A 23957-nucleotide genomic window follows, 5' to 3' on the forward strand; every position below is an offset into this window, starting at 1 on the left:
CTGCAACCCAGCGTTTCTCAACGCCAATTTCATCCGGCGAGAGCACCGACCGACGCTCGCACCGGCTTCTTTATTTACTAGGGGAACATCATGAGCGCTTGTCATTCTGGACGTCATCTTCGACATGCGGCCGCGGGGGCGGCCACGCTACTGGCCTTTACGAGCTTTGCAGCGCTGTCGGTCACGCCGGCGCAGGCGGCCGATACGGAATTGAATGTCTACAACTGGTCGGACTATATCGCCAAGGACACGATTCCCAACTTCGAGAAGCAGGACGGCATCAAGGTCAAGTACGACAACTACGATAGCGATGACACGCTACAGGCCAAACTGCTCGCAGGCAGTTCCGGTTACGACATCGTGGTACCGACGTCGAACTATATGGCCAAGCAGATTCAGGCCGGCGTGTACCAGAAGCTCGACAAGTCGAAACTCCCTAATCTGGCCAACCTGGATCCCACCCTGATGAAAATCATCAGTGAGGCTGATCCTGGCAACCAGTACGGCGCGCCCTACGCGTACGGTACCGACGGCATCGGCTACAACGTGCAGGCCGTCCAGAAGGCCCTGGGTACGGATGCGCCCGTTGACAGTTGGGCGCTGGTGCTTGATCCGCAGTACCTCTCCAAGTTGAAGAGTTGCGGCGTGTCGTTCCTCGATCAGCCCGTCGACGTGTTCGCCGCCACGCTGCAATACCTGCACAAGGACCCGAACAGCACAAATCCGGGCGACTACCAGGCCGCCTTCGAAGTGCTGAAGAAGGTTCGTCCGTATATCACACAGTTCAACTCGTCGGGCTACATCAACGACCTCGCGAACAACGACATTTGCGTCACGTTCGGCTGGTCGGGCGACGTCGGCATCGCGCACCGCCGTGCGGAGGAAGCGAAGCGTTCATACGACATCAAGTTCAACAACGTGAAGGAAGGTGGCCTGGTGTGGTTCGACATGATGGTGATCCCGAAGGACGCGCCGCACCCCGAAGCGGCGCTCGCGTGGATCAATTACATCGAGGACCCGAAAGTCAACGCGGCCATTACTAACGAGGTTTTCTATCCGACCGCCAATGTCCCCGCGCGCCAGTTCGTCACGCCGGCTGTTCTGCATGACCAGGGTGTGTACCCGGCGGTGGATGTGCTGAAGAAGATGACGCTGATGAAGCCGTTGCCCACTGACATCCTTCGACTTGAAAACCGCCTCTGGGCCCAGCTCAAAACCGGCCACTAATCCCGCTAAACCCTCTAAACCGTTACGCACGGTAAACCAGCTCATCGCACCCTTCGCGGCAGGAGTCGCTTGACCCCTGCCCAACTGAAATAAGCAGCACGGTAGTCAGCCTGCGCGCTTTAAGGTTCCGACCTGCGCGCAGTCCCATGTTTCCCGATCGCAGCGCATTTTGCGAGCCGCTTCCCGCGCCTCGTATGGAGACACTTGCGCCCGCGATCCGCAAGGAATGGTTACATCATGAACTCGACGACCTTAAAAAGCGCGGCCGGCGCCGCCCAGACGGCCCGCCCAGCACCGACGACAAAGTCGAAATCGGACGAATTCGTTCGGATCGAAAACGTCGTGAAAAAATTCGGCGACAGCACCGCTGTCAATAACGTCAATCTGAACATCGCGAAGAACGAACTGTTCGCGCTGCTGGGCAGCTCCGGCTGCGGCAAGTCCACGCTTCTGCGCATGCTCGCTGGACTGGAGACGGTCACCTCCGGGCGCATCTTCGTCGACGGCGAAGATCTCGCTGCGATGCCGCCATACAAACGCCCAGTCAACATGATGTTCCAGTCATATGCGCTGTTCCCGCACATGAGCGTCGAAGCGAACATCGCTTTTGGTCTCAAGCAGGAAGGCACGCCGAAGAACGAGATCAAGGAACGTGTCGGCGACGCGCTCAATCTCGTGCAGATGAGCAAATACGCGCAACGCAAGCCGCATCAACTCTCTGGCGGCCAGCAGCAGCGTGTGGCGCTGGCCCGTTCGCTCGTCAAACGCCCCAAGCTGCTGCTGCTCGACGAACCGATGTCGGCGCTCGATAAACAGATCCGCCAGAAGACCCAGCTCGAACTGGTGAACATCATCGAGAAAGTCGACGTGACCTGCGTGATGGTCACGCACGATCAGGAAGAAGCGATGACGATGGCAGGCCGCATCGCGGTCATGAGCGAAGGCCACATCGTGCAGATTGGCTCGCCGAGCCAGGTTTACGAGTTTCCGAATAGTCGCTTCTCGGCCGAGTTCATCGGTTCGACCAATCTGTTCGAAGGCACGCTGGTCGAAGACGAACCTGACCATATCTTCGTCGAAAGCGAAGACCTCGAAGCACGGATGTATGTGAGCCATGGCATTACCGGTCCGCTCGGCATGCAGCTCGGCATCTCGGTGCGTCCGGAGCGCGTGAAGGTGTCGCTCGACAAGCCATCCACGCCGCACAACTGGGCGCGTGGCGTGGTCTCCGATGTCGCCTACATGGGCAGCTATTCGCTGTATCACGTACGTCTGCCGAGCGGCAAAACCGTCGTGTCGAATCTCTCCAGTTCGCACCTGATGAGCGAAGGTGCGCCCGCCTACAACGATGAAGTGTTCATCTACTGGTCGCCGTCGAGCGGCGTGGTGCTGACGCAATGAGCCATCCCACATCCTCCTCCCCCGCGACACTCGGCGCGTCGTCCGGCAGCCGGCTAGTTGGCTCGCTGCAAAAGCGCCTCTCGAAGCTGGTGCCGTCGGGCCGCTCGACGGTCATCGGTGTGCCGTTCGTCTGGCTCACGCTGTTCTTCGCCGTGCCGTTCTTGCTGGTGCTGAAGATCAGTTTCACCGACTCGCGGCTTGGCATTCCGCCGTACACCGATCTCCTCAGTGCGAAGGACGGCGTGCTCCACGTGGTCATGCAACTGGGCCACTACGCGTTCCTGTTACAGGACGATCTGTACGTCGCGACCTACATCAGCTCGCTGAAGATGGCGGCGATCTCGACTCTCTGCTGCCTGTTGATCGGCTATCCGGTTGCGTACTACATCGCACGCTCGGAGCCGGCAAAGCGAAACCTGCTGATGATGGGCGTGATGCTGCCGTTCTGGACGTCGTTCCTGATCCGCGTCTACGCATGGATCGGCATTCTGAAGGACGACGGCCTCCTCAATCACACGCTGATGGCCCTCGGCATGATCCATTCGCCGCTGCGGCTTTATCACACGGATATCGGCGTCTATATCGGCATGGTCTATTCGTATCTGCCGTTCATGGTGATGCCGCTTTACGCCCACCTGGTGAAGTTGGACCTCACACTGCTCGAAGCCGCTTACGACCTCGGCTGCAAACCGTGGACCGCGTTCACGCGTATCACCTTGCCGCTGTCGAAGAACGGCATCATCGCCGGCAGCCTGCTGGTCTTCATTCCGGCAGTCGGCGAGTACGTGATTCCCGAACTGCTGGGCGGCGCGGACACGCTGATGATCGGCCGCGTGATGTGGAATGAATTCTTCAACGACATGGACTGGCCGATGGCCTCGGCCGTGACGGTCGCGATGGTTCTGCTGCTGCTCGTGCCGATGGCCGTGTTCCAGTACTACCAGGTCAAGGAACTGGAGGGCGCGAAATGATCAAGCCAAATAAAACCCTTTCCGCCAGTGTGCTGACGTTCGGGTTCCTGTTTCTGTATATCCCGATCATCAGCCTCGTCGTGTTCTCGTTCAACGAGTCGAAGCTCGTCACGATCTGGTCCGGCTTCTCGATGAAATGGTATGCCGCGCTGCTGCAGGACGACGAGTTGCTGACTGCTGCCTGGTTGTCCTTGAAGATCGGTCTGATGACGGCGTGTGCGTCGGTCGTGATCGGCACATGGGCCGGTTTCGTGCTCGCCCGCTTCGGACGCTTTCGCGGCTTCACGCTGTTCGCCGGGATGATCAACGCGCCGCTCGTGATTCCGGAAGTGATCCAGGGCATTTCGCTGCTGCTGCTGTTCGTGGCGATGGAGCAGATGCTTGGCTGGCCGAAGGGTCGAGGCGTTGTCACGATGTGGATTGGTCACGTGATGCTGTGCGTGTCCTATGTGGCGATCATCGTGCAGTCACGCGTGAAGGAGTTGAACCGATCGCTCGAAGAAGCGGCCCTCAACCTGGGGGCGACACCGCTCAAGGTGTTTTTCGTGATCACGTTGCCGCTGATCTCGCAGGCGTTGATGTCCGGCTGGCTGCTGTCGTTCACGCTGTCGATCGACGACCTTGTACTGTCCGCGTTCCTGTCGGGGCCGGGCTCCACCACGCTGCCGCTCGTCGTGTTCTCCCGTGTGCGCCTCGGCCTGAATCCGGAAATGAACGCACTGGCGACGATCTTCATCAGTCTGGTGACGATTGGGGTGGTCAGCGTGAATACCCTGCTGGTTGCCAAAGAACGTAAACGCCTGCGCGATATGCAAGCGGCGTTGAACGTGGCCGAGACCGTCGATACAGGTCCCGCTGCGCCACAACCTGCTACGGCGCGGAAGTCGCTCGATACGGCCAGCGCATAAAAAACTTGCGGCAATACGACCAATAAGGAGAATTTGCATGAGAAAGAAGCTCATCTGTCTGTTGGTGGCGGGGAGTCTGCCTGGCATGGCCATGGCAGACGCCACCAGCGACCAGATCAAGGCGCTCCAGGCCCAGCTCAACGCGCTGCAAAAGGAGGTGAAGCAGTTGCGCTCCGAGGTGGCGACCAAGCCGAAAGCGGCCGCGGCGATGGTGGCGCCTGCCCCGGCAGCGGCTGCTGCGCCGGTCGACATCTCGTCGCCGGATTACGGCAAGGCACAGGCGACGCTGACCAACGACCAGGTCGACTCGATGAAGCAGCAGATCGCCAACCAGCAGTTGAAGGTCGATTCGCTGGTGGACGCGCAGAATACCGGGCCGATCGCCGGTCTGTCGGTGACGGGTTATATCGATCCGACCTACATGTATAACCGCGCGGCAAGCAGCTCGTCGTTCCTGTTCGCGAACCACGAAAGCAGCTACAACTACTTCAACAGCACGTTCGGCGATCTGTACCTCGACATCAAGAAGACCTTCGGTGTCGGCCCGATGGCGCCGTCGGCCGAGATCACCTTGATGCCGAACCGCGGCAACGGTATTACGCTGCTGCAGAACGAACACGGCAACATCGGCAACAACATTCTGAATACGGCGGTCGTGACCGTGCCGGTGACCGCAACCACGACCTTCGTGGCCGGCTTGATGCCGAGCTTCGGCGGCTATGAAGTGCAGCAGTCGAACCAGATGGTGACGCTCACGCACAACCTGCTGTATGACTTCTCCGATCCGGGCAGCTATATCGGCGTCGGCGTGAACTACACGGGCGACAACAGCAACTGGGCTTGGAAGTTCATGCTGGGCAACGAGCAGTACCGCACTTACGGCTCGGTGGTGCAGACGGGCACCAATGCGCTGGGCGACCCGATCACCAGCAGCAACAAGATCCCGACATTCACGGCCCGTCTTGACTACACGTGGTCGAGCGCGCTGGATATCGGCGGCTCGATCAATATCGGCCGTCAGACGCTCGCACAAGCAACGGATTCCAGCGGAAACGTGTTGCCGGGCGTCTACGGTGTTGGCGGTCAGGCGTCCAATCCGTATGGCACGTTCTTCTTCGGTGAAGCGGATCTGGCCTACACGGCGGCGGACGTGACGTACAACGCTGAACTCGACTACGGCCAGCAGCAGAACGCCGCATTCAACGGTGGCCAGGCGCAGTGGTACGGTCTGTCGCTGCTCGCACACCGCAAGTTCAGCATGCCGGTGGTGGGCCGTATGGGCGTGACCGCCCGCTACGACGTGCTCGTCGACAGCAAGAACGGCGGCGGCGGTGGTGGCGTTGCGTTGAATTCGAACGGCATGGACACGGCGGACGGCTTCGGTATCGGCGCGGACTGTCTCGCCAATTCGAAGGCGAACGGCGGTCTCGGCTTCGACTGCAAGGGCGCAACCCATCAGGACGTGGCGCTCGATCTGTTGTTCTACCCGACACAGCAGATTACGGTCAAGGTGGAATACCGCCACGACTGGGCCAACAAGCAGGTGTTCCTGAAGAACGACGGTTCGTACGGCAAGTCCAACGACCTGCTCGCGACGCAGTTCATCTACTCGTTCTAACGCCTTGCTTTGAGGTGTGGGCGTGTCGGAGTGAGGTGCCCGTCGGCAGTATCGTCGGGCACCCGACGCAAAAAATTCAGCGCTTCGCGTGCTGCTTCTTTATCTGCGCTTCACAGAAAGCCGTGAAATGCCGCACAACCTGTCTCGGCTTCATGTTGCGCGACTGCGCAATGCCCAACGTGGCGGCTGCCACGTCGTCCTTGAACCGTTTGACGACGAAATCCTCACCGTCCACGGTATGGGTCGATTTGAGCGGGAAGTTCAGGATGCTGTATCCCAGACCGTTCGCCACCATACCGCGCACCACCTCGGGTTGGGCGGACTTGAACGCCGGGACCGGACGCTCGCCCACCGCGTCGAACAGCCCCGCAAAATATTCCCGGCTATGGGGCAGGTCGAGCATGACATAAGGCTCCCCCACCAGATTCGCGAGCGCGATCGAGCGATGCTGGGCCAAATGATGGGTTTTCGGGAGGATGACGTACGGCGGCAGCGTCAGCATCGGCAGGAATTCAATGTCGTCGGTCAGATCAATGCTGTAGGTCAGCGCGAGGTCGAGCGATCCGTCGTGCAAGCCCGTGAACAAATCCTCCTGGTGCGCTTCCAGCGTCTGGAATACGACGCCGGCATGTTGGGCCACAAAGTGGCTAATGAGGCCCGGCAGCAACGGCGGCGCAAGCGAGACCAGGCAGCCGAGCGCTATACCGCCGGAGATGCCGGTGTCCATCCCGCGTGCAGCAACCTGCAGTTCTTCCGCATTCTTGAGCAGGTCACGCGTCTTGCCGAGCATTTCGCGCCCGGCCTGGGTCAGGGAAAGCCCGGAGGCGTGGTGACGGATGAACAGTTGCACACCAAAAGATTCTTCCAGCTCTGCAATCGCCGTAGAAATCGAAGGCTGCGAAATGTGCAGAATTTTTGACGCGCCGGTAAATGACAGCGCTTCTGCCGTCACGACAAAGTATCGCAACTGGCGCAGCGAATACCGAAGCAGTGGGCTTTCCATTGACCTGTTCCCATGAAAAAAATCATTCAGGAGACGCCGCGCAGGGCGCTCGACTCCAGGTTGATTATCGCGCGCTCTGCATAGCTAAAACAAATGTTTTGCATTTTTTAAATATGTTTTTCAGATGTGATCTATCCGCGTAGATTTCTTTCATCAGTGGATCTTGCAAGGAGATAGCCGTGACAGTTGAAAGAACGTCAATCGATACGCTTGTGGTCGGCGCCGGTCAGGCCGGCGTGGCCATGAGTGAACACCTGAGCAAACTCGGGGTGCCGCACCTCGTTCTGGAGCGTGATCGTATCGCCGAACGCTGGCGCACAGGACGGTGGGATTCTCTGGTTGCCAATGGTCCGGCCTGGCACGATCGTTTCCCGGGCATGGAGTTCGACGACCTCGACCCGGATGCCTTCGCCTCGAAAGATCGGGTGGCGGACTACTTTGAAGCTTATGCAAAGAAGTTCAATGCGCCCATCCGCACAGGTGTGGAAGTGACGAAGGTGGTACGCAATGCCGGCCGGCCGGGCTTCACCGTTGAAACCACGAAAGGCGTGATCGAGGCCAACCGTGTGGTTGTCACGACCGGACCGTTTCAGCGCCCGGTTATCCCGCCGATCGCGCCTGAAGCCGGGAAGCTCACGCAGATCCACTCTGCCGAATATCGTAACCCAGGGCAACTGCCCGACGGCGGGGTTCTGGTGGTCGGTGCCGGGTCGTCGGGCGTGCAGATCGCTGATGAGCTGCAGCGCGCGGGCAAGCAGGTTTACCTCTCGGTTGGCGCGCACGATCGCCCTCCACGCTCGTATCGCAATCGTGACTTTTGCTGGTGGCTGGGCGTTCTCGGCGAATGGGATGCGGAGGTCATGAGGCCGGGCAAGGAGCACGTCACCATTGCAGTGAGCGGTGCGCGTGGTGGCCATACGGTTGACTTCCGGCGGCTTGCCAATCAGGGGATCACGCTCGTTGGTTTGACGAAATCGTTCAATGACGGTGTCGTGACCTTCGAAGCGGATCTTGCTGAGAACCTCGCTCGCGGCGACGAGAACTATCTGTCGTTGCTCAATGCCGCTGACGCCTATATTGCCCGCAATGGTCTCGACCTTCCGGAAGAACCTGAAGCCCGCCATACGCTCCCGGATCCGGAATGCGTGACCCATCCCATACCTGAACTCGATCTGGCCGAGGCCGGCGTGACCTCGATCGTCTGGGCAACCGGCTATGCCGTCGATTACAGCTGGCTGTATGTCAACGCCTTCGACGCAAACGGCAAGCCGAAGCATCAGCGCGGCGTGTCGATCGAGCCTGGTGTTTATTTCCTGGGTCTGCCGTGGCTGTCGCGTCGCGGCTCCGCTTTCATCTGGGGCGTCTGGCACGACGCCAGGCATATTGCCGACCATATCATCACGCAGCGCAAATACCTCTCCTACCGTGATGCCTCGGAACGCCAGGCAGAAGACGGTAGCGAGATCTACGAAGCAAAATTTCTTCCGAGTACTGAGGTGCACGAATGAGTCAGCCTACCCACACCCGTATCCGCATGTTCAACACCAAGGATACCTACCCGAACCAGACGCTGGATAACGATCTCTGTCAGGCCGTGCGAGCCGGCAACACGGTCTATGTGCGCGGCCAGGTGGGCACGGATTTCGACGGCCGCCTGGTAGGACTCGGCGATCCGCGCGCCCAGACCGAGCAGGCGATGAAGAACCTCAAGCAACTGCTGGAAGAGGCGGGTAGCGACTTATCCCACATCGTCAAGACCACAACCTACCTGACCGACCCGCGCTATCGCGAGCCGGTGTACCAGGAGGTCGGCCAGTGGCTTAAGGGCGTGTTCCCCATTTCGACCGGACTGGTGGTGAGCGCGCTCGGCCAGCCGCAGTGGCTGATGGAGATCGATGTGATCGCGGTGATCCCGGATGGCTGGAAGCCGGCACAGGCCTGAGGAGTAGGACATGACTTTCTCTATAGTCGGACGTTGCCCGGAAACCGGGCAACTCGGGATCGCCATCAGCTCTTCCAGTATCGCCGTGGGTGCGCGATGCCCCTGGGTACGTGCGGGAGTGGGTGCGGTGGCGACCCAGAACGTCACCTTGCCTGCGCTCGGCCCGCAGATTCTCGACCTCCTCGAGAACCAGCAGATCGAACCTGCGGCGGCCTTGGACCGGGCGCTCAGCGCCAATGGCTGGAGCGAGTATCGACAGGTGACGGTGATCGATGGCCGGGGCCGTACCGCGCTCTTCAGCGGTAAAGAAGCGCTGGGCCTGCACAACGCGGTGGCGGGTGAGCAGTGCGTAGCCGCCGGCAACTTATTGGCGGGTGTCGAGGTTATCGAGGCGATGGTTCGGGCGTTCGAGAATGCGCCTGGGATACTTGCCGACCGACTGCTCGCAGCGATGCATGCCGCGATGGCGGCTGGCGGCGAGGCGGGGCCCGTGCACTCGGCGGCGCTCAAGATCGTGGGCGACGTGAGCTGGCCGATCGTCGATCTGCGCGTCGACTGGGCGGAAGAAGACCCAATCGGCCAATTGGGCGCGCTCTGGCAAGCCTATCGGCCGCAGATGCAGGACTACCTGGCGCGTGCGTTGAATCCGACCGCGGCGCCCAGCTACGGGGTGCCGGGCGATGAGTGAGGTGTCCAGCCGTGAGCTGCTCGAACGACTGATCGGTTTCGCCACGGTCAGTCGGCACTCCAACCTGGAGCTGATCGCTTTCATCCAGCGTTACCTGGCGGAACTCGGTGTGGAGAGCGAGCTGTTCTACAACCCGGAGCGCACCAAGGCCAACCTGTTCGCCACCATCGGTCCTCGTGACCGGGGTGGCGTTGTGCTTTCCGGCCATACGGATGTAGTGCCGGTGGATGGGCAGGCCTGGACGGTGGAGCCGTTCCGTCTCACCGAGAGAGACGGGCGCCTGTACGGGCGCGGCACGGCCGACATGAAGGGCTTCATCGCCTCGGTGCTCGCGGCGGTACCGGTCTTTCTCAAGCGGACGTTGACGCTACCGGTCCACCTTGCGTTCTCCTATGACGAGGAAGTGGGATGCCTTGGTGTGCGGCCGATGCTGGCGGAACTGGAAAAGCGTCCGCACACGCCACGTCTGTGCCTGATCGGCGAACCTACCGAGTTGAAACCGGTGCTGGGCCACAAGGGCAAGCTGGCCATGCGCTGCCAGGTGAAAGGGGCTGCCTGCCACTCGGCCTACGCACCCTATGGGGTCAACGCTATCGAATATGCGGCGCGACTGATCGGCCGGCTGGGAGAGATCGGTGCGCAACTGGCACAGCCTGAACATCACGATCAGCGTTTTGATCCGCCGTTCTCGACGGTCCAGACCGGCATCATTAAAGGGGGGCGTGCGCTGAACATCGTGCCGGCTGAATGCGAATTCGATTTCGAGGTACGCGCCTTGCCGGGCTTCGATGCCCATGAGGTGGCGGATGAGCTGCAGACCTTTGCCGAGGCCGAGTTGCTGCCGAGGATGCGTTCGGTGCAGCCCGATACTGACATTCACTTGCAGCCGCTCTCCGCCTACCCGGGATTGGCCACCTCGCCTGACAGCGAAGCGGCACGTCTGTTGGCTTTGCTGAGCGGATCCGCCGAGTTCGGTACGGTGGCCTTCGGCACAGAAGGCGGACTGTTCGACCAGGCGGGCATTCCCACCGTGGTCTGCGGACCGGGAAGCATGGATCAAGGGCACAAGCCGGACGAATTTATTATCCTTGATCAACTGACCCGCTGCGATGCGATGTTGGCTCGCCTGGCCGAATACCTTGGGAGTCCTGTTTGATCTCAATGCGGATGAACGCGATTTTGGCCTGAGCGTTTCCACCCCATGCTTTCATCGCGCCGACATTATCTAGGGAGAATTATCTAATCGAAAGGAGAGCCGCAATCTATGCAACCGCATGTAACTCAGCGGACGTAGAATTCCGCCCGCTCGCCAACCCGTACTTGTACCCATCAAGAAATGGCGGAGCAGACCGTTAAGCCCTTTGTGCCTGGTTGCTATTTTTGTTGTTCGCACGGCAGCTTAACAAGTCTACTCATGCTGAAACGCTTCCCTATCTGGCTGGATTTTCTTCGTCGGCGCCAATTCGAACTGGTCCTGTTCTTGTCTGTGTTCGTGTTGATCGCGCTTGCCAGCTATGGGCTTGTTCGCGACCGCATCAAGATGGTCGAGACGGGGCATCGGGATGCGTTGAACATTGCAGAGGCCGTGCAGTTGCACATTTCGGGTGAGCTTGTGCGGGCGACCAATAGCATCTTGGGCGTTCGCTCGGATTTGCAAGGAAATCCAGATGTAAGCACGCGCATGGTGCAGGCTAGCCTGTCGGAGGCGATGCGCTATGACTCGGTGTCGGCGCTCGTTGGGGCCGAGCACAGTGGCGAAGTCGTGATGGTGGACCGCGCGGGCCGTTTCACCAACCAACCCGCCTTGGCAAGCGCGGTCAAGGCAGCGTTCAAGACCCTCCAGGCGAACATCGTCGAGCCACTCCCGCTTATCCATGACGATGAGCGTGGCATCTGGTATTTGCCCCTGGCGATACGCAACGCGGAATCCGGCAAGGACGCCGACGTTTTCTTCTCGCTCGTTCCTGCGGAGCAGTTAGTCGAAGCGGCCGCCAGTCTTCAACTGGTCACAGACGGACGCTTTGGTTTGTTTACGGGTGACGGCAAAAGGTTGTTCCGCTATCTGAGCCGCGAGCGCGCATTCGAGATTCGCCCGGCTCCGGTTCCACCAAACTTGCTACGCCTCTTCGCGGCGCAGAAATCTGGGACGTTTGAAAGCAAATCTTCCGTCGATCAACGATACGACATTTTCGGATACTCGCACTCCAACTCCCTGCCGGTCTTTGTGGTCGTGGGCGTGCCGAGGCGTCCGATCGAGATGGCATGGTTACGACAGTCTGCCGTGCAGCTTTTTTTACTGTTGGCAGGGACGATTGCATCAGTTGTCTTCAGTTTGCGATTGAAGAAGGCAGTTTTGGACCTGAAGGATAGCCACAGCCAGTACCGGCAACTGTTCAGATCGGTGGGCGACGGATTGGTCATCCTGAATCGCGACGGCGTCATCCAGAAATGCAATCAAGCGGCTTCCCGCCTTCTGCGTGTTGGATCGGCACAGGATCTCGCCGGTGTGAACCTCTTTCATCTGACTGTGACGGATAAAGATTCAGCGGTGGTCGAGTCCCGCGGGCTACGGCAATTGCGCAAACTTCGGCCAGGCGAAACGTGCACACATGACTGGCAATTTCGGCGCGTTGGCGAGTCGGGCATGGCCTACGTGAAAATGCAGCTATCCGCGTCTCCATGCGAGTCGGAACCATTCGTCACAGCGCTATTGCGGGACGTGACGGCCGAGCGCGAGTATCTTGCCCGGCAGGAATTTCTCGCCCGGCACGATGCATTAACGGGTTTGCTGAATCGTTCCGGGTTCCTTGATCATCTTGCTGGCAGAATCAACGACCATTCAGACACGTCGTTCTTCGTTGCGTTTGTGGACTTGAACCGCTTCAAGGACATCAATGATTCATTGGGGCATCACGCCGGCGACACTGTCCTCGAAATTCTGGGCGGGAGATTAAGCCGCGTGCTTGAGAACCGGTCTGGCTGCATTAGCCGACTGGGCGGAGACGAAATTGCGGTTTGCGCGGACCCGACGGAATGGGCTGGTGGAGTCGCTGAGTTTTGCCAGGAACTGCACGCGGCCGTGCAGCAAACCTTCACGCTCAACGATGCAAGTTTCGAAATTGCCGCAAGTGTCGGCATTGCGGTCTATCCCGATGACGCAACCAGCCCCGAGCAGCTTCTGCGCTGTGCCGACATCGCCATGTATTCAGCGAAACGGGCCATGATTCCGTTTCAGTATTATTCGCAGAAGCTGGATCGCTACGCGCCGCAGTCATTGACGTTCAGGTCTGATTTTGCACGCGCCATTCGCAACGGAGACCTGGCTCTGGCGTATCAGCCCAAAGTGCGATTGAGTGATGGGGCCCTGGTCGGGTTCGAAGCATTGGCGCGCTGGACACATCCCAGTCAAGGTGCCATATCGCCCAGCATTTTTGTTCCTTTGGCGGAAACAACTGAGCTGATTTATCCCTTTACGGATCGGGTGATCAGGATGGCGATGCAGCAACTGATGTCGTGGTCGCTGCTAGGCCAGACGGCATCGGTATCCGTCAACGTCAGTGTGAACAATCTGCTGCATCGGGATTTTGTGGCGCAAGTACGCGCACTGCTCGTGGAGTTCGATGTTTCGCCGGAACAACTCGAACTGGAAGTCACGGAAAGCGCACTGATGAGCGACCCCGATACCGCACTGATGCAACTTTGCCAGCTTCGAGACATCGGCGTCAGACTGTCTATCGATGACTTTGGCGCGGGTCACTCTTCTCTGGCTTATCTGAAGAGGCTTCCTGTCCATATCCTGAAGATCGATCGCTCCTTTATCGCATCACTCATGACCGAAGAAGGGGATCGCCGGATCGTGGAATCATCCATCGCGCTGGCGCATAGCTTCAACCTGGAGGTGGTGGCCGAGGGGGTGGAAACGTCTGAGGTGGCCGACTTACTGACGAGCATGGGATGCGATATTGCGCAAGGCTACTTCTATGGCCGGCCGGCGGGAGCGGAGGAAGTGACCGCGCAGTGGTTGTTGAGTGACTCGAGCGCTGCGAAAGCGGATCGAGCGGCAACGACAAACGTGTGAGTGTCGCGTTGCCCGTGGACGCGCTATTGAAACGGATTCTGCACGACGCCTGGTTTCGCATCCGGCTCGTCCTTCACCTTCGCCGGCAAATTGGTCTGCGCCTGCAGCGCAGCCACTACCGCATCGATCGCTTCCTTCAGCGCCAGCGCTGCCTTCAGCCCGTGCTGGTCCTGAGTCAACTCCAGCGTGCCGTTCAGCACCACGCGCGTGGTGCCGTTGCTGACGGTGAGGGCATCGCCCTGGATATTGAGCACGTCGTCATCGTTCGAATAGGGTTTAAACACCTTTCAGTCCTCCCGGTCGCTGATCTTTGAGATTCTCCGGGATACCCGGAAAACGGATGCCCGATGCCGCCTCGAGTTCGTGAATCGTTCTGATGTCGTAGCGGCTGGTCGACACGTTGTCCACCACCACCGCGAATGCCATCTTCCGCGACGGCACGTACACCACCTTGAACAATTGCGTCGGCACGAAGACGCGCGTCGGTCCGATGGTCTGCAATTGCTGGCCGCTGAAAATCGGCCCGGTGACGACATAGGTATCGTCGTACGACGTCGCGATCTTACGCACCGACGTTTCGATACGCGCCCACAAACGCTGGTTGTTTTCGCGGTTCTGCGGCACGACGTTGGCCAGCGAAAACGATTGTGCCATCGCTTCCTGATTCCAGCGATTGCCTGCCGGACTCATATGACCGCGATCGAAGCCGCTGCGCTTATAGTCCGCGAGTGTTGCGCCTTCGCCGTCGGGCAAACGCGCGTCTTCGAAGAATTTGTTGGTGCGCACCATGTCTTTGGCGGCTTCGATATGGTCGCGCGTCAGATGCTCGGCGGACCACAGCGGACCATGCGTGATACCCGAATGCAGTACCGCGAAATCGCTATAGCAAAGCATGCGCGTTTTCGGCGCCATCTTCTGATTGGTCAGAACCGGCCATTGCGCATTCGGGGTGAACTGGGTGCAGGAAGGCGCCGCGCTCGCGTGAGCGGCAACGGCGAACAACAGACAGGCAAACCACTTCTTCATGTGTGTCAGTCAGTCGAAAGATCGGGGGCGCAAGTATAGCGTCGCGAGCCCGTATCGAGCGACGTCGAACATAGGGAATCACTGAGGAAAGAAGCGGATTTTGCGCGATGCTTGCGGCGATGAAAATGGCGCGAGCGGAAGAAGCGGAAGAAGCGGAAGAAGCGGAAGAAGCGGAAGAAGCGGAAGAAGCGGAAGAAGCGGAAGAAGCGGAAGAAGCGGAAGAAGCGCACGGCGCACCAAAAAACCCCAAAGCGCCACACCAAAAAAAACGGGCCGCTTTGCAGCGACCCTAATGCGTGGACTTCAAACTCTACGCACGCAAACTTAAGGCGGACTTAAGCGCACGCGATGCAAAGTATGGCGTGCATTGAAGGTGCGAACGCGCGCACGAACCCGCCGCGCACGGGCGGCGCGGTCTGCGTGAGTAAGAATTTCGACGAACGAAAAAGCGCTCGAACTTAATTACCGAATACGCTGTGCTCGGCATGCACGTTCTGGCGGTCGACGGCTTGCAAGCGCCAGAAGCCGCTGGTCTGCGCGCGTGTGGGCAAGGCCGTCCATGCCGCGGCGCCTTGCGCCGCGCTCACGCGTTGTTTGCGATCGACGTGCAATCCGCGCAGCGTGCACAGCGGCGCATCCGTGCTCGGCGCACAGAGGGTGGTCACGCCATTGTCGTCGTGTAATTCGCCCCACGGGGGCAGATCGATCCCTTGATGCGCTTCTCTCGACCACCGGTGTTCATCGGTGTCGAGCCATAACACAGCGTAGTCGTGGCTGACGGTGGGATCGGAACCGTTGATGAGGATGGTCAGTCGCATGGCAGTTCCGTACAAAGTGCGAAGTGATGCCCTAACAGTCTATGCCGCAACGCGTGTTATGCAAGGCAAAAGGGATGACGATCCGGCACGAAAAAAACTTACGCGCCGTGCATACGGTTGTACGATAGCCGCGTCTCATAGACATTCGCGGAGGCGCGCCATGCTGCGTCGATTTCTGCAACTCACGATGATGGCGGCGTGCCTCGGCGCGGTATCGACGCTCAGTGCCGCAGCGGACAGCGCCCCTTTCGCCGCGCCGGTGCCGATCGTCTATGTGTCCGACTTCGAACTCGACGTGGCCAACGTGAAACCCGACAGCGGACCGGGGCAACGTCTGCGCGGCCTGCGCGGTATGCTGCCGAGTGGCCCCGGACCGTTAGGCAAGGACAAGAATCCGGAGGACCACGCCAAGGACATCGTGAACGAGATGGCGGACGCGCTGACTGCGGATCTGAAAAAGGGTGGTGTCGACGCGCGCCGCAGTGCGCCCGGTCAGCCATTACCCGCAACGGGCTGGGAAGTGCGCGGCGTGTTCCTGAGTGTCGACGACGGCAATCGTCTAAGACGTGCGATGGTCGGTTTTGGTGCAGGTCAGAACGATATTCAGGTCGCGGTATCGTGCGACAGCCTGGGGACGGCGGATTTGCCGCCGCTCTATCAGGCCGTCGAAGAGGCCGACAGCAAAGGGAAGCCCGGCGCGGTGATCAAACTCAATCCCTACGTGATCGCGGCCAAGTTCGTGATGGCGAGCGGCGACGAGAAAAAGACGATCAAGAAGACCGCTCAGGAGATTTCGGATTCGGTGATTGCGAAGCTGCACGGGGTGGCGCAGTGATTGACGCACTGCGGCCCACCCCTTCGAGGCAGGTAAAAACGGCTTAGGCGAGATCCAGCGTACCGGTCAAATCGCCCAGCGGCGCGAGACCATTCTGCGCAAAAGCCCGATCTCGTGCGACCACCCCATCCAGCGGCGCCAGCCCATGCACGCGGCTAATCAGGCGAAGAATCGAGTTGGTGTCGTACACCGTATGATCGACATACCCCTTCTTCGCCAACGGTGAAATCACCAACGCGGGAATCCGCGATCCCGGCCCCCAGCGGTCGCCCTTCGGCGGTGCGACCGGATCCCACCAGCCGCCGTTCTCGTCATGCGTGACGATGATCACTGTATTGGCCCACTGCGGACCGCGCTGAATATGCTCGATCACATTCGAGATGTGGCGATCCCCCGATGCGACGTCCGCATACCCCGCGTGCATGTTCAGGTCGCCCTGCGGTTTGTAGAACGTGACCGCCGGCAAACGCCCCGCGTCGATATCTGCAATCAGGTGGTTGGTGGACGCGTCGTCGCCGAGGCCCGCATCGCGCAGATACCTGCTCCGCGCGGCCGTGCCCGGTGCGTAATTGGCGAAGTAATTGAACGGCTGATGGTGGTACTGGAAGTCAGGCACCGCGCCCGTGTCCTGATGCTCCAGCGCGTACTGCCACGCACCGCTGTACCACGCCCAGTCGACGCCCTTGCCTGTCAGACGGTCGCCGATCGTCGCGTAGTTTTGCGGCGGCATCACGCGCGGATTCGACGGGTCGGCGAACGCGGGATTGCCGCCTTCGGCCGGCCGCACATTGCTCGGTTGGAAAGGCGGCGCCATCGTGTTGACGGCGTAGCCGTCGGCGGTAAACGCGCCGTCGTTGACGAATTTCGGCGGACCGTCGAGCGCGGACGCGGGCGAGTCCGGCGCCAGCTTCAGCCGTGTGCCGGTCGGATCGTCGCCGTCGACCACCGAGACCAATTTCTTCGCCGGACTGTTATGGATGTCGGGGTAGAACGGCGCCTGCGCCGAGATCAGAAAAATGTGGTTCATCCACGAACCGCCGAACGCCGCCATGAAGAAGTTGTCGCACAGCGTGTATTGCTGCGCGAGATTCCATAGACGCAGCGTATCGGTGGAATTGCGGTAGTGCCCCATCACCAGGCCGCCGGAGTCGCCCCATGCGGCGAACTGATTGTTGCGGCCGGCATTGATCTGCATCTGGTTCTGATAGAAGCGATGCACCAGATCGCGGGTGATCACACCGTTCGGCAAGGGTGCGCCTTGCGCGTCGGTGATATGGAACGGGCCGTTGCGCAGGTTGCCGATGTCCTTCTGACCGATCATGTAGCGCTTGCCGTCCACCTCCTGCGCTTGCGGCACGAGGCCGCCCCAGATCGCCGGCAGCCGCGGCAGCGGCGTTTTGCCATCGCGGTCGAGTTGCAGGTAACGCTCGGCGCTCACTGTGTCGAGTGGATGCTGGACGCCGGGAAAGTTGCCGTAAAGGTTGGCAAAGCTGCGGTTCTCGGCGTAGATCACCACGATCTGCTTGACCTGATCGTGCAGCGCGGCGTCGAGCCGCATGTCGGCGGCACTGCGCGGCGCGGCGCCGCTCGCGGTACTTTGCTCGGTCGTGCAACCGGTCAGCACGAGCCCGATACCGACCGCGGCGAGCCCGGTCAGGACACGGCGGCGTTCGGGATCGTCGGGGGCATCGTCGGGGTTCGGCGGCAGGATGGAGTCGTTGTCTGTCATCGGTCGGTTTCGAGGTTCGCGTGACGGGCGCTTCACAGGCTCTAGTTGCCACTCGGGGCGGCATGCGCGCGGTACCGGGTTCAAATACGAGGGGGCCGGAAGGTTCCGGCACAGCTAAGGTAATCGTCGTTTCACGCGCCAGCTATTGTGCGTCGAGTCGACGGCGAACAGAAGCCAATGTCTGGCGTCGACGGGATGGCGCCTCTGCGTCGCGTAACCGTCAACGGTCAATTCGAGTTCGTCGAAAGTCCGCCGATGGCAGGTGGCATGCGCGCCGGAGCCGTCCGCAAATTCGACGATAGCCGCGGCCGCGCCGGCCGGCTCGGGCAGGTGCGCGATCTGCACTGCGCAGCCCGGATAGAGATGTGAGTCGGCAACCTGGATCTGGACGGAATCGGACATGAGCGTGGTCTCCGGACGCCTGGCGGCAGCCAAAGCGCGGCAGTGAGACCGCGCGCGATGGACCGCATCAAAGGATAGCACCGCGCGAAACGAAAATGACCGCCGTGTGCTTCGCGCTATCATGTTGATCTGTATCCGATGAACAGCAGAGACAACGGCAAAGACGGCAGCCAAGATGGCAAAAGAAGAGCAGACAGGAGCGGGACGCAAGCTGGGGCGGCCACGCGGTGCGGCGGCCCCGGCTTCGCACGACGACGCGGCGTTGTCCCATGCGGAAGGCGCGGATTCCACCGACTCCACCGATGAAGAGAGCACCGGCGGATCGACTTACCTCGTGCCTGGGCTGGAGCGCGGCCTGCGCATCCTCGCCGAATTCAGCGCGCGTGAACCGATTCTGGGCGCCCCCGAATTGTCGAAACGCATCGGCATTCCGCGCACCACGACATTCCGTCTACTGCAAACGCTCGAAGCATTAGGCTTTCTCGAGCGCGTGAACGGCGACCGCTATTTCCGCTTGAGCGTCGCGGTGTTGCGACTCGGTTTCGAGTATCTGAGTTCGCTCGAACTCACCGACGTCGGCACTCCGATCCTCGAACGCCTGCGCGACGCGACCGGCCTCAGCACGCATCTGCTGATCCGCGACCAGCGCGACGTGGTGTTCGTCGCCAAAGCGCAAACCCATGAGCCGATGTTCAGTTCGGTGAAGGTGCATGTCGGGACGCGTCTGCCGGCGCATGCCACGGTCCACGGCCAGGTGCTGATGGGCGATTTGAGTTTCGAAGAATTGCGTCAGCTGTACCCCGAGCCGCAACTCGAACGTTTCACCGAACGCACGCCGGCGACGGTCGAAGAACTGTATGGAAGAGTGCGCGAAAGCGCGGCGCTCGGCTATGCGTTGAGCGAAGCGTCTTTTGAACGCGGGATCTCGGTGGTGAGCGCGCCGGTGCGCGATCAAAGCGGCAAGATCACCGCCGCGTTGACGGTCACCATTCCGCGTTCCGATATCGGCGAAGCCGAAGAGCGTGAGCCGCTCATCATCGCGGTTTGCCAGGCGGCGCTCGAGTTGTCCGAGCGTCTGAGCTATCGTCCGCGGCCGGATGATCCGACTGCGGCTCAAGCGCGTCGCAGACCGGTTGCGGCGCACTGATTCTGGTTTTGCTTCCGCTCATGTCAAACGGCCCGGCTGCTTTCGCACCCGGGCCGTTTGTTTTACGTCGTCGGCATCATGGCGATCAGAACGAGTGGTGAATACCCGTCAGGAAAATCGTCTGATTCCGGCCGCTCGACACACCCGCGGTAAAGAACGCGGCATCCGTATTCGAGCCCGCGCGCTCATACAGCGCATTCACATACAACTGCGTCGACTTCGACAGCGCGTAGATATCGCCGATCTCGAACTGCGTCCAGCGATGGCCCGCCAACGTGGTCGTCGCGGCGCCGCCGGCGACGCTGTTGAACGGCGTGAACTGATAGTTCGCACCTGCATCGTAGCTCTGATACGTGTCCGAATGGCCGGCCGATTCCAGCTTCACACGCGTGTACAGGCCATGCACCAGCAGCTTGCCGAACTGGTACGACGCGCCCGCACCCATGTTCTCGACCTTGTCCGCCGCGTAGTTTGCCGCTGCCACGCCCTGGAAGGTGGTGATGCCCGTGGTCACGATCGACGGTGTCTGGTTGTGCTCATTCGCATAGGTCGCGCCGGCCTTGAACGGACCATTCGCATAACTAAGCGCAAAACTCAGGGTCTTGCCGGTTGAGAAGTTGGTCGTGTTGCCGAGACCCATCATCGCGCCGACCGAGAAGCCGTTGAAACTCGCCGAGCGGAACTTCACCGAGTTGGCGAACGGCACCACGCTGGTGTCAGCGAGTTCGTCGATGTTGCCCGGGTGGAACGCGTACCAGCTCGCGGCCAGATAACCCGTGCTCAACGGACCCAGCACGTCGAAGCTGAACGGCGTCTGAAGACCGAGTGTGACCGTGCCGATCTGGTCCGAGCTTAGGCCCACGAAAGCCTGGCGATTGAACAGCGTGCCAGCAGAGACCATTGCGCCTGTGTTCGTTTTAAAGCCGTTTTCCAACTGGAAAACCGTCTTCAGACCACCGCCCAAATCCTCGACACCCTTCAGGCCCCAGCGGTCAGGCTGCATGTTGCCTTGTTCTTCCATCCATTCCGAACTGCCATGCACATTGCTGATATACGCGACACCGGCATCCAGGCTGCCGTATAGCGTCACGCTGCTCTGCGCCCATGCGCCAGTCGTTGCGCAGATTGCCGTCAAGCCGGCCGCCGCAATGATGTGTTTCACCGTTGGTTCTCCTGATCGCACGACGGGCAGCTCGCGCTGATTTCGTCGTCCCGATCCTTGCTTTGGGTTGAATTCAGCTTCGGGTTTATGCGCCAAAACTGTTCCGCTTTATGTTCCACCTATGGGCGTCTGTATCGCCTATGGAAAAGTATAGTGACTCTAGAAGTGGTCAAAATAAATTTTCGGACCCCGTACAAACCCGCATGAGGGCGTCGGCATTTGTCTGAAAATTATGGGGAAACCCAAGCCCACAAAGGCTCTTGAGCGAAAACGGGCATTCATGCCAGTTCACGCAAAGCTGTGTTGTGAACGCCACAGTCGGTGTTTTCCCCTACCAGCCCAGATTTTTATTTTCTCCAGTCGAAGCCGCTCCTATAATTATCCATACACGAACTGATGTTCCTTGTATGGAACATAAGGCTTCAGGAGAAGGCGAGAAATGACTGAACAATGGCGCTGCGCCGGCCATGCCGGCGACCTGTCCGAAGACGCGCCGCTCGAGTTCAAACTCGACGGCACCGAAATCGGCATCTACAAGGTGGGCGATGCGCTGTACGCGCTGGAAAACGTCTGCCCCCATGCGTACGCGTTGCTGACGCAGGGCTTTGTCGACGGCGACACCGTCGAATGCCCGCTGCACGAAGCCGTGTTCCATATCCCGACCGGCAAATGCTTGAAAGAGCCCGGTGGCCGCGACCTGAAGATGTACTCGGTACGTCTCGCCGGCGAAGAAATCCAGATCAAGGTGGAATGACATGCGAGAGCAAACCGTGAACTTCAATCCCTTCCTGAAGCCGTGGCTCGCGCCGCAGCCGAACAACGTCGCCGGCAAGGGCGTGATCGAAAAGCCGGGTGAGACCGAAAACTTCATCTGGCAAACGCGTAAGGCGGAGCCGACCCAATACGAAAACGACTTCGGCGACGCGCTCGAGCACGTCTTTGAAGCTGGCGCGATGGAGTTGCAGGAAGTCGTCGACGGTCTGAACCGCTTGGGCTTCCGTACGCCGGAAGGCCAGGCGTGGGACGCCGACCGCCTCGCCGCCGAATTCCGCCTGCTCGCCGAATAAGCGCGCTTTTCCGAACACGTCTCATCGCTTTCGTATCTGGAGTCTCTTCATGACGTCCCCCAATACAACGACTCAAGGCGCGGCCGATCCGATCCAGTCCTATCTGGACCGCGGCCTGCGCAATTACTGGTATCCCGTTGCACCGAGCTGGCAAGTCGGCGACGCGCCGGTCGGCATCACGCGCCTCGGCGACCAGATCGTGCTGTGGCGCGACAAGGAAGGCAAAGTCCGCGCGCTCGAAGACCGCTGCCCGCACCGCGGCGCGCGTCTATCGCTCGGCTGGAATCTCGGCGGCAGCGTCGCGTGCTGGTATCACGGCATTGAAATCGACGGCGGCGGCACGGTCACGAAAGTCCCGGCGGTGTCGAACTGCCCGCTGGAAGGCCAGAAGTGCGTGAAGTCGTACCCGGTCGAAGAACACGCCGGCGCGATCTTCCTGTGGTTTGGCGACGAGGCCCATAAAGAACCTACGCCGCTCGTGCTGCCGGAAGAACTGGTCGGCGAGGAGTATGCGAACTTCCTGTGCATGTCGAACTGGAAGTGCAATTACCAGTACGCGATCGACAACGTGATGGACCCGATGCACGGCGCGTACCTGCATGCGACGTCGCACTCGATGGCCGAAGGCGACAAGCAGGCCGACATGCGCGTGCGCAAGACCGAAACCGGTCTGAGGTTCGAAAAGGTCGGCCAGCGCGATGTGAACTTCGACTGGGTCGAGCTCGGCGAAACCGGCACGCTGTGGATGCGCCTCGCGATTCCATACAAGAAGAAGTTCGGCCCGGGCGGCAACTTCGGAATCATCGGCTTTGCTACGCCGGTCGACGACAACAACTGCCAGGTTTACTTCTGGCGTACGCGCAAAGTGTCGGGCTGGCAGCGTGACGCATGGCGTTTCATGTATCGCAACCGCCTGGAAGCGCTGCACTGGGCCGTGCTGGAACAAGACCGCTACGTGCTGGAAAGCATGGCGCCAAATGCGCGCGAGCACGAATTCCTCTATCAGCACGACGTTGGCATGACGCGTGTGCGCCGCATGTTCCGTCAGCGCGCGCAGCAGCATTTTGCCGATCTGGAAGCGCATCGCGCCGAAGCCGCTCAGGCCGGCGCCGCGCAAACAGACGCAGCAGGCCACAGCCATGCATAACGACGCGTCATCGGCATTGTCAGCACTCAAAGGCCGGCGTGTCCTCGTGACGGGCGGCGCGCGCGGTCTCGGCGCGGCGTTCGTTCGCTCGCTGGTGCAAGCCGGTGCACAGGTCGTATTCGGCGATGTCCTGCATGACGAAGGCCGTGCGCTCGCTGCGTCGCTGATTGAGCAAGGTCACGCGGTGACGTATTTGCCGCTCGATCTCGCTGATCCCGTCAGCATCAAGCAGTTTGCCGATCAAGCTGCGGCGCAACTCGGCGGCTTCGACGCTCTGATCAACAACGCGGCGATCACCAACTCGGGCGGCAAGTTCGCCGACGAGTTGTCGGTCGAGACGTGGGACGCCGTGATGAACGTCAACGTGCGCGGCACGTGGCTGATGAGCACCGCAGCATTGCCGTATCTGCGTGACTCAGGCCGCGGCAGCATCGTCAATATCGCGTCGGATACCGCGATGTGGGGCGCGCCGAAATTGCTCGCGTATGTGGCCAGCAAGGGTGCCGTGATCTCGATGACCCGATCGCTGGCGCGCGAATTCGGTGCCCACGGCGTGACGGTCAACGCGATCGCACCGGGTCTTACCGAAGTCGAGGCCACTGCCTACGTGCCCGCCGAGCGTCATCAGTATTACCTGCAAGGCCGCGCGCTCATGCGCGCACAAGTGCCCGACGACGTCACCGGGCCGGTGCTGTTTCTGTTGTCCGATGCCGCGCGCTTCGTGACTGGCCAGTTGCTGCCGGTCAACGGCGGCTTCGTGATGAATTGATCTTGTCGAATCGAAAGGA

The 23957-nt window shown here is 60.4% G+C and carries 24 protein-coding genes; 17 read left to right on the plus strand and 7 right to left on the minus strand.

Annotation, left to right across the window (positions count from 1 at the left end; translation table 11 throughout):
* The first annotated feature begins 90 nt into the window (after positions 1–90).
* The 5 genes from PQQ96_RS27395 (at position 91) to PQQ96_RS27415 (ending at position 6125) form a co-directional block, all read left to right on the plus strand.
* A complete protein-coding gene (locus PQQ96_RS27395; RefSeq protein WP_408298464.1) occupies positions 91–1227 on the plus strand; it encodes a polyamine ABC transporter substrate-binding protein in 1137 nt (378 codons plus the stop codon).
* Positions 1228–1464: 237 nt separating this feature from the next.
* A complete protein-coding gene (locus PQQ96_RS27400; protein WP_408298466.1) occupies positions 1465–2628 on the plus strand; it encodes an ABC transporter ATP-binding protein in 1164 nt (387 codons plus the stop codon).
* The gene (locus tag PQQ96_RS27405) at positions 2625–3599 is read left to right on the plus strand and encodes an ABC transporter permease subunit (protein WP_408298468.1); all 975 of its coding nucleotides are present in this window, start codon (positions 2625–2627) and stop codon (positions 3597–3599) included. The genes PQQ96_RS27400 and PQQ96_RS27405 overlap by 4 nt, the downstream gene beginning before the upstream one ends.
* A complete protein-coding gene (locus PQQ96_RS27410; RefSeq protein WP_408298470.1) occupies positions 3596–4507 on the plus strand; it encodes an ABC transporter permease subunit in 912 nt (303 codons plus the stop codon). The genes PQQ96_RS27405 and PQQ96_RS27410 overlap by 4 nt, the downstream gene beginning before the upstream one ends.
* Before the next feature lie 37 nt (positions 4508–4544).
* Positions 4545–6125 (plus strand): DUF3138 family protein, encoded by a 1581-nt coding sequence (locus PQQ96_RS27415; RefSeq protein WP_408298471.1) that lies wholly within the window; start codon positions 4545–4547, stop codon positions 6123–6125.
* Positions 6126–6201: 76 nt separating this feature from the next.
* Here the strand turns inward: PQQ96_RS27415 and PQQ96_RS27420 are convergent, their stop codons facing one another.
* Positions 6202–7128, minus strand: a complete 927-nt coding sequence (locus tag PQQ96_RS27420; RefSeq protein WP_408298473.1) for a LysR family transcriptional regulator — start codon at positions 7126–7128, stop codon at positions 6202–6204.
* Between the two features lie 179 nt (positions 7129–7307).
* Between PQQ96_RS27420 and PQQ96_RS27425 the strand changes: the two genes are divergently transcribed.
* The 5 genes from PQQ96_RS27425 to PQQ96_RS27445 all read left to right on the plus strand — a co-directional run bounded on the left by PQQ96_RS27425 (position 7308) and on the right by PQQ96_RS27445 (position 13836).
* Positions 7308–8636, plus strand: a complete 1329-nt coding sequence (locus PQQ96_RS27425; RefSeq protein ID WP_408298475.1) for a flavin-containing monooxygenase — start codon at positions 7308–7310, stop codon at positions 8634–8636.
* The gene (locus PQQ96_RS27430; RefSeq protein ID WP_408298477.1) at positions 8633–9070 is read left to right on the plus strand and encodes a RidA family protein; all 438 of its coding nucleotides are present in this window, start codon (positions 8633–8635) and stop codon (positions 9068–9070) included. Before PQQ96_RS27425 ends, PQQ96_RS27430 begins: the two co-directional genes overlap by 4 nt.
* 10 nt (positions 9071–9080) lie before the next feature.
* On the plus strand, positions 9081–9758 hold the full coding sequence (locus tag PQQ96_RS27435; RefSeq protein WP_408298478.1) for a DUF1028 domain-containing protein: 678 nt from the start codon (positions 9081–9083) through the stop codon (positions 9756–9758).
* Positions 9751–10914 (plus strand): acetylornithine deacetylase, encoded by a 1164-nt coding sequence (gene argE, locus PQQ96_RS27440; protein ID WP_408298480.1) that lies wholly within the window; start codon positions 9751–9753, stop codon positions 10912–10914. Before PQQ96_RS27435 ends, argE begins: the two co-directional genes overlap by 8 nt.
* 258 nt (positions 10915–11172) lie before the next feature.
* Positions 11173–13836: a bifunctional diguanylate cyclase/phosphodiesterase gene (locus PQQ96_RS27445; RefSeq protein WP_408298481.1), complete on the plus strand. Its 2664-nt coding sequence runs from the start codon at positions 11173–11175 to the stop codon at positions 13834–13836.
* A gap of 23 nt (positions 13837–13859) precedes the next feature.
* On the opposite strand, the gene PQQ96_RS27450 is transcribed toward PQQ96_RS27445, so the two are convergent.
* Together PQQ96_RS27450 and PQQ96_RS27455 are read right to left on the minus strand one after the other, a co-directional pair.
* The gene (locus PQQ96_RS27450; RefSeq protein WP_408298483.1) at positions 13860–14120 is read right to left on the minus strand and encodes a hypothetical protein; all 261 of its coding nucleotides are present in this window, start codon (positions 14118–14120) and stop codon (positions 13860–13862) included.
* The gene (locus PQQ96_RS27455) at positions 14113–14862 is read right to left on the minus strand and encodes a DNA/RNA non-specific endonuclease (RefSeq protein WP_408298485.1); all 750 of its coding nucleotides are present in this window, start codon (positions 14860–14862) and stop codon (positions 14113–14115) included. Before PQQ96_RS27455 ends, PQQ96_RS27450 begins: the two co-directional genes overlap by 8 nt.
* Positions 14863–14969: 107 nt before the next feature.
* Here PQQ96_RS27455 and PQQ96_RS27460 point away from each other — a divergent pair, with 107 nt between their 5' ends.
* Complete coding sequence (locus PQQ96_RS27460; protein ID WP_408298487.1) at positions 14970–15155, plus strand: hypothetical protein; 186 nt, start codon at positions 14970–14972, stop codon at positions 15153–15155.
* Between the two features lie 165 nt (positions 15156–15320).
* Here the strand turns inward: PQQ96_RS27460 and PQQ96_RS27465 are convergent, their stop codons facing one another.
* Positions 15321–15680: a DUF3564 domain-containing protein gene (locus tag PQQ96_RS27465; protein ID WP_201081306.1), complete on the minus strand. Its 360-nt coding sequence runs from the start codon at positions 15678–15680 to the stop codon at positions 15321–15323.
* Positions 15681–15840: 160 nt separating this feature from the next.
* Here PQQ96_RS27465 and PQQ96_RS27470 point away from each other — a divergent pair, with 160 nt between their 5' ends.
* Entirely contained in the window at positions 15841–16515 is a 675-nt protein-coding gene (locus PQQ96_RS27470; RefSeq protein WP_408298489.1) for a DUF4410 domain-containing protein, read from the plus strand.
* Between the two features lie 43 nt (positions 16516–16558).
* Here the strand turns inward: PQQ96_RS27470 and PQQ96_RS27475 are convergent, their stop codons facing one another.
* Both PQQ96_RS27475 and PQQ96_RS27480 read right to left on the minus strand, forming a co-directional pair.
* Positions 16559–18244, minus strand: coding sequence for an acid phosphatase (locus tag PQQ96_RS27475; RefSeq protein WP_408298491.1), 1686 nt, complete (start codon positions 18242–18244; stop codon positions 16559–16561).
* 114 nt (positions 18245–18358) lie between these two features.
* Positions 18359–18646 carry a hypothetical protein gene (locus PQQ96_RS27480; protein ID WP_408298493.1) on the minus strand — a complete coding sequence of 96 codons (288 nt, stop codon included), beginning with the start codon at positions 18644–18646 and terminating at the stop codon, positions 18359–18361.
* Positions 18647–18821: 175 nt separating this feature from the next.
* Between PQQ96_RS27480 and PQQ96_RS27485 the strand changes: the two genes are divergently transcribed.
* Positions 18822–19793 (plus strand): IclR family transcriptional regulator, encoded by a 972-nt coding sequence (locus PQQ96_RS27485; protein WP_408298495.1) that lies wholly within the window; start codon positions 18822–18824, stop codon positions 19791–19793.
* Between the two features lie 85 nt (positions 19794–19878).
* Here PQQ96_RS27485 and PQQ96_RS27490 read toward each other — a convergent pair whose 3' ends face one another.
* Entirely contained in the window at positions 19879–20955 is a 1077-nt protein-coding gene (locus PQQ96_RS27490; protein ID WP_408298497.1) for a porin, read from the minus strand.
* Positions 20956–21394: 439 nt separating this feature from the next.
* Here PQQ96_RS27490 and PQQ96_RS27495 point away from each other — a divergent pair, with 439 nt between their 5' ends.
* From PQQ96_RS27495 to PQQ96_RS27510, 4 genes are read left to right on the plus strand one after another with little or no spacing between them, the layout of a single operon-like run.
* Positions 21395–21709 (plus strand): non-heme iron oxygenase ferredoxin subunit, encoded by a 315-nt coding sequence (locus PQQ96_RS27495; protein WP_020068683.1) that lies wholly within the window; start codon positions 21395–21397, stop codon positions 21707–21709.
* Position 21710: 1 nt separating this feature from the next.
* The gene (locus tag PQQ96_RS27500; protein ID WP_408298499.1) at positions 21711–22022 is read left to right on the plus strand and encodes a recombinase-like helix-turn-helix domain-containing protein; all 312 of its coding nucleotides are present in this window, start codon (positions 21711–21713) and stop codon (positions 22020–22022) included.
* A gap of 49 nt (positions 22023–22071) precedes the next feature.
* Entirely contained in the window at positions 22072–23169 is a 1098-nt protein-coding gene (locus PQQ96_RS27505; RefSeq protein WP_408298501.1) for an aromatic ring-hydroxylating dioxygenase subunit alpha, read from the plus strand.
* Entirely contained in the window at positions 23162–23938 is a 777-nt protein-coding gene (locus tag PQQ96_RS27510; protein ID WP_408298502.1) for an SDR family oxidoreductase, read from the plus strand. The genes PQQ96_RS27505 and PQQ96_RS27510 overlap by 8 nt, the downstream gene beginning before the upstream one ends.
* Positions 23939–23957: the final 19 nt, after the last annotated feature.

The sequence above is a fragment of the Paraburkholderia sediminicola genome (genome assembly GCF_046027825.1).
Taxonomy (GTDB): Bacteria; Pseudomonadota; Gammaproteobacteria; order Burkholderiales; family Burkholderiaceae; genus Paraburkholderia; species Paraburkholderia sediminicola_D.

Coding starts and splice junctions, on each gene's coding strand:
- PQQ96_RS27395 (WP_408298464.1), top strand. CDS start 91: ATGAGCGCTTGTCATTCTGGACGTCATCTTCGACATGCGGCCGCGGGG.
- PQQ96_RS27400 (WP_408298466.1), top strand. CDS start 1,465: ATGAACTCGACGACCTTAAAAAGCGCGGCCGGCGCCGCCCAGACGGCC.
- PQQ96_RS27405 (WP_408298468.1), top strand. CDS start 2,625: ATGAGCCATCCCACATCCTCCTCCCCCGCGACACTCGGCGCGTCGTCC.
- PQQ96_RS27410 (WP_408298470.1), top strand. CDS start 3,596: ATGATCAAGCCAAATAAAACCCTTTCCGCCAGTGTGCTGACGTTCGGG.
- PQQ96_RS27415 (WP_408298471.1), top strand. CDS start 4,545: ATGAGAAAGAAGCTCATCTGTCTGTTGGTGGCGGGGAGTCTGCCTGGC.
- PQQ96_RS27420 (WP_408298473.1), bottom strand. CDS start 7,128: ATGGAAAGCCCACTGCTTCGGTATTCGCTGCGCCAGTTGCGATACTTT.
- PQQ96_RS27430 (WP_408298477.1), top strand. CDS start 8,633: ATGAGTCAGCCTACCCACACCCGTATCCGCATGTTCAACACCAAGGAT.
- PQQ96_RS27435 (WP_408298478.1), top strand. CDS start 9,081: ATGACTTTCTCTATAGTCGGACGTTGCCCGGAAACCGGGCAACTCGGG.
- argE (WP_408298480.1), top strand. CDS start 9,751: ATGAGTGAGGTGTCCAGCCGTGAGCTGCTCGAACGACTGATCGGTTTC.
- PQQ96_RS27445 (WP_408298481.1), top strand. CDS start 11,173: ATGCTGAAACGCTTCCCTATCTGGCTGGATTTTCTTCGTCGGCGCCAA.
- PQQ96_RS27455 (WP_408298485.1), bottom strand. CDS start 14,862: ATGAAGAAGTGGTTTGCCTGTCTGTTGTTCGCCGTTGCCGCTCACGCG.
- PQQ96_RS27460 (WP_408298487.1), top strand. CDS start 14,970: ATGCTTGCGGCGATGAAAATGGCGCGAGCGGAAGAAGCGGAAGAAGCG.
- PQQ96_RS27465 (WP_201081306.1), bottom strand. CDS start 15,680: ATGCGACTGACCATCCTCATCAACGGTTCCGATCCCACCGTCAGCCAC.
- PQQ96_RS27470 (WP_408298489.1), top strand. CDS start 15,841: ATGCTGCGTCGATTTCTGCAACTCACGATGATGGCGGCGTGCCTCGGC.
- PQQ96_RS27475 (WP_408298491.1), bottom strand. CDS start 18,244: ATGACAGACAACGACTCCATCCTGCCGCCGAACCCCGACGATGCCCCC.
- PQQ96_RS27480 (WP_408298493.1), bottom strand. CDS start 18,646: ATGTCCGATTCCGTCCAGATCCAGGTTGCCGACTCACATCTCTATCCG.
- PQQ96_RS27485 (WP_408298495.1), top strand. CDS start 18,822: ATGGCAAAAGAAGAGCAGACAGGAGCGGGACGCAAGCTGGGGCGGCCA.
- PQQ96_RS27495 (WP_020068683.1), top strand. CDS start 21,395: ATGACTGAACAATGGCGCTGCGCCGGCCATGCCGGCGACCTGTCCGAA.
- PQQ96_RS27500 (WP_408298499.1), top strand. CDS start 21,711: ATGCGAGAGCAAACCGTGAACTTCAATCCCTTCCTGAAGCCGTGGCTC.
- PQQ96_RS27505 (WP_408298501.1), top strand. CDS start 22,072: ATGACGTCCCCCAATACAACGACTCAAGGCGCGGCCGATCCGATCCAG.
- PQQ96_RS27510 (WP_408298502.1), top strand. CDS start 23,162: ATGCATAACGACGCGTCATCGGCATTGTCAGCACTCAAAGGCCGGCGT.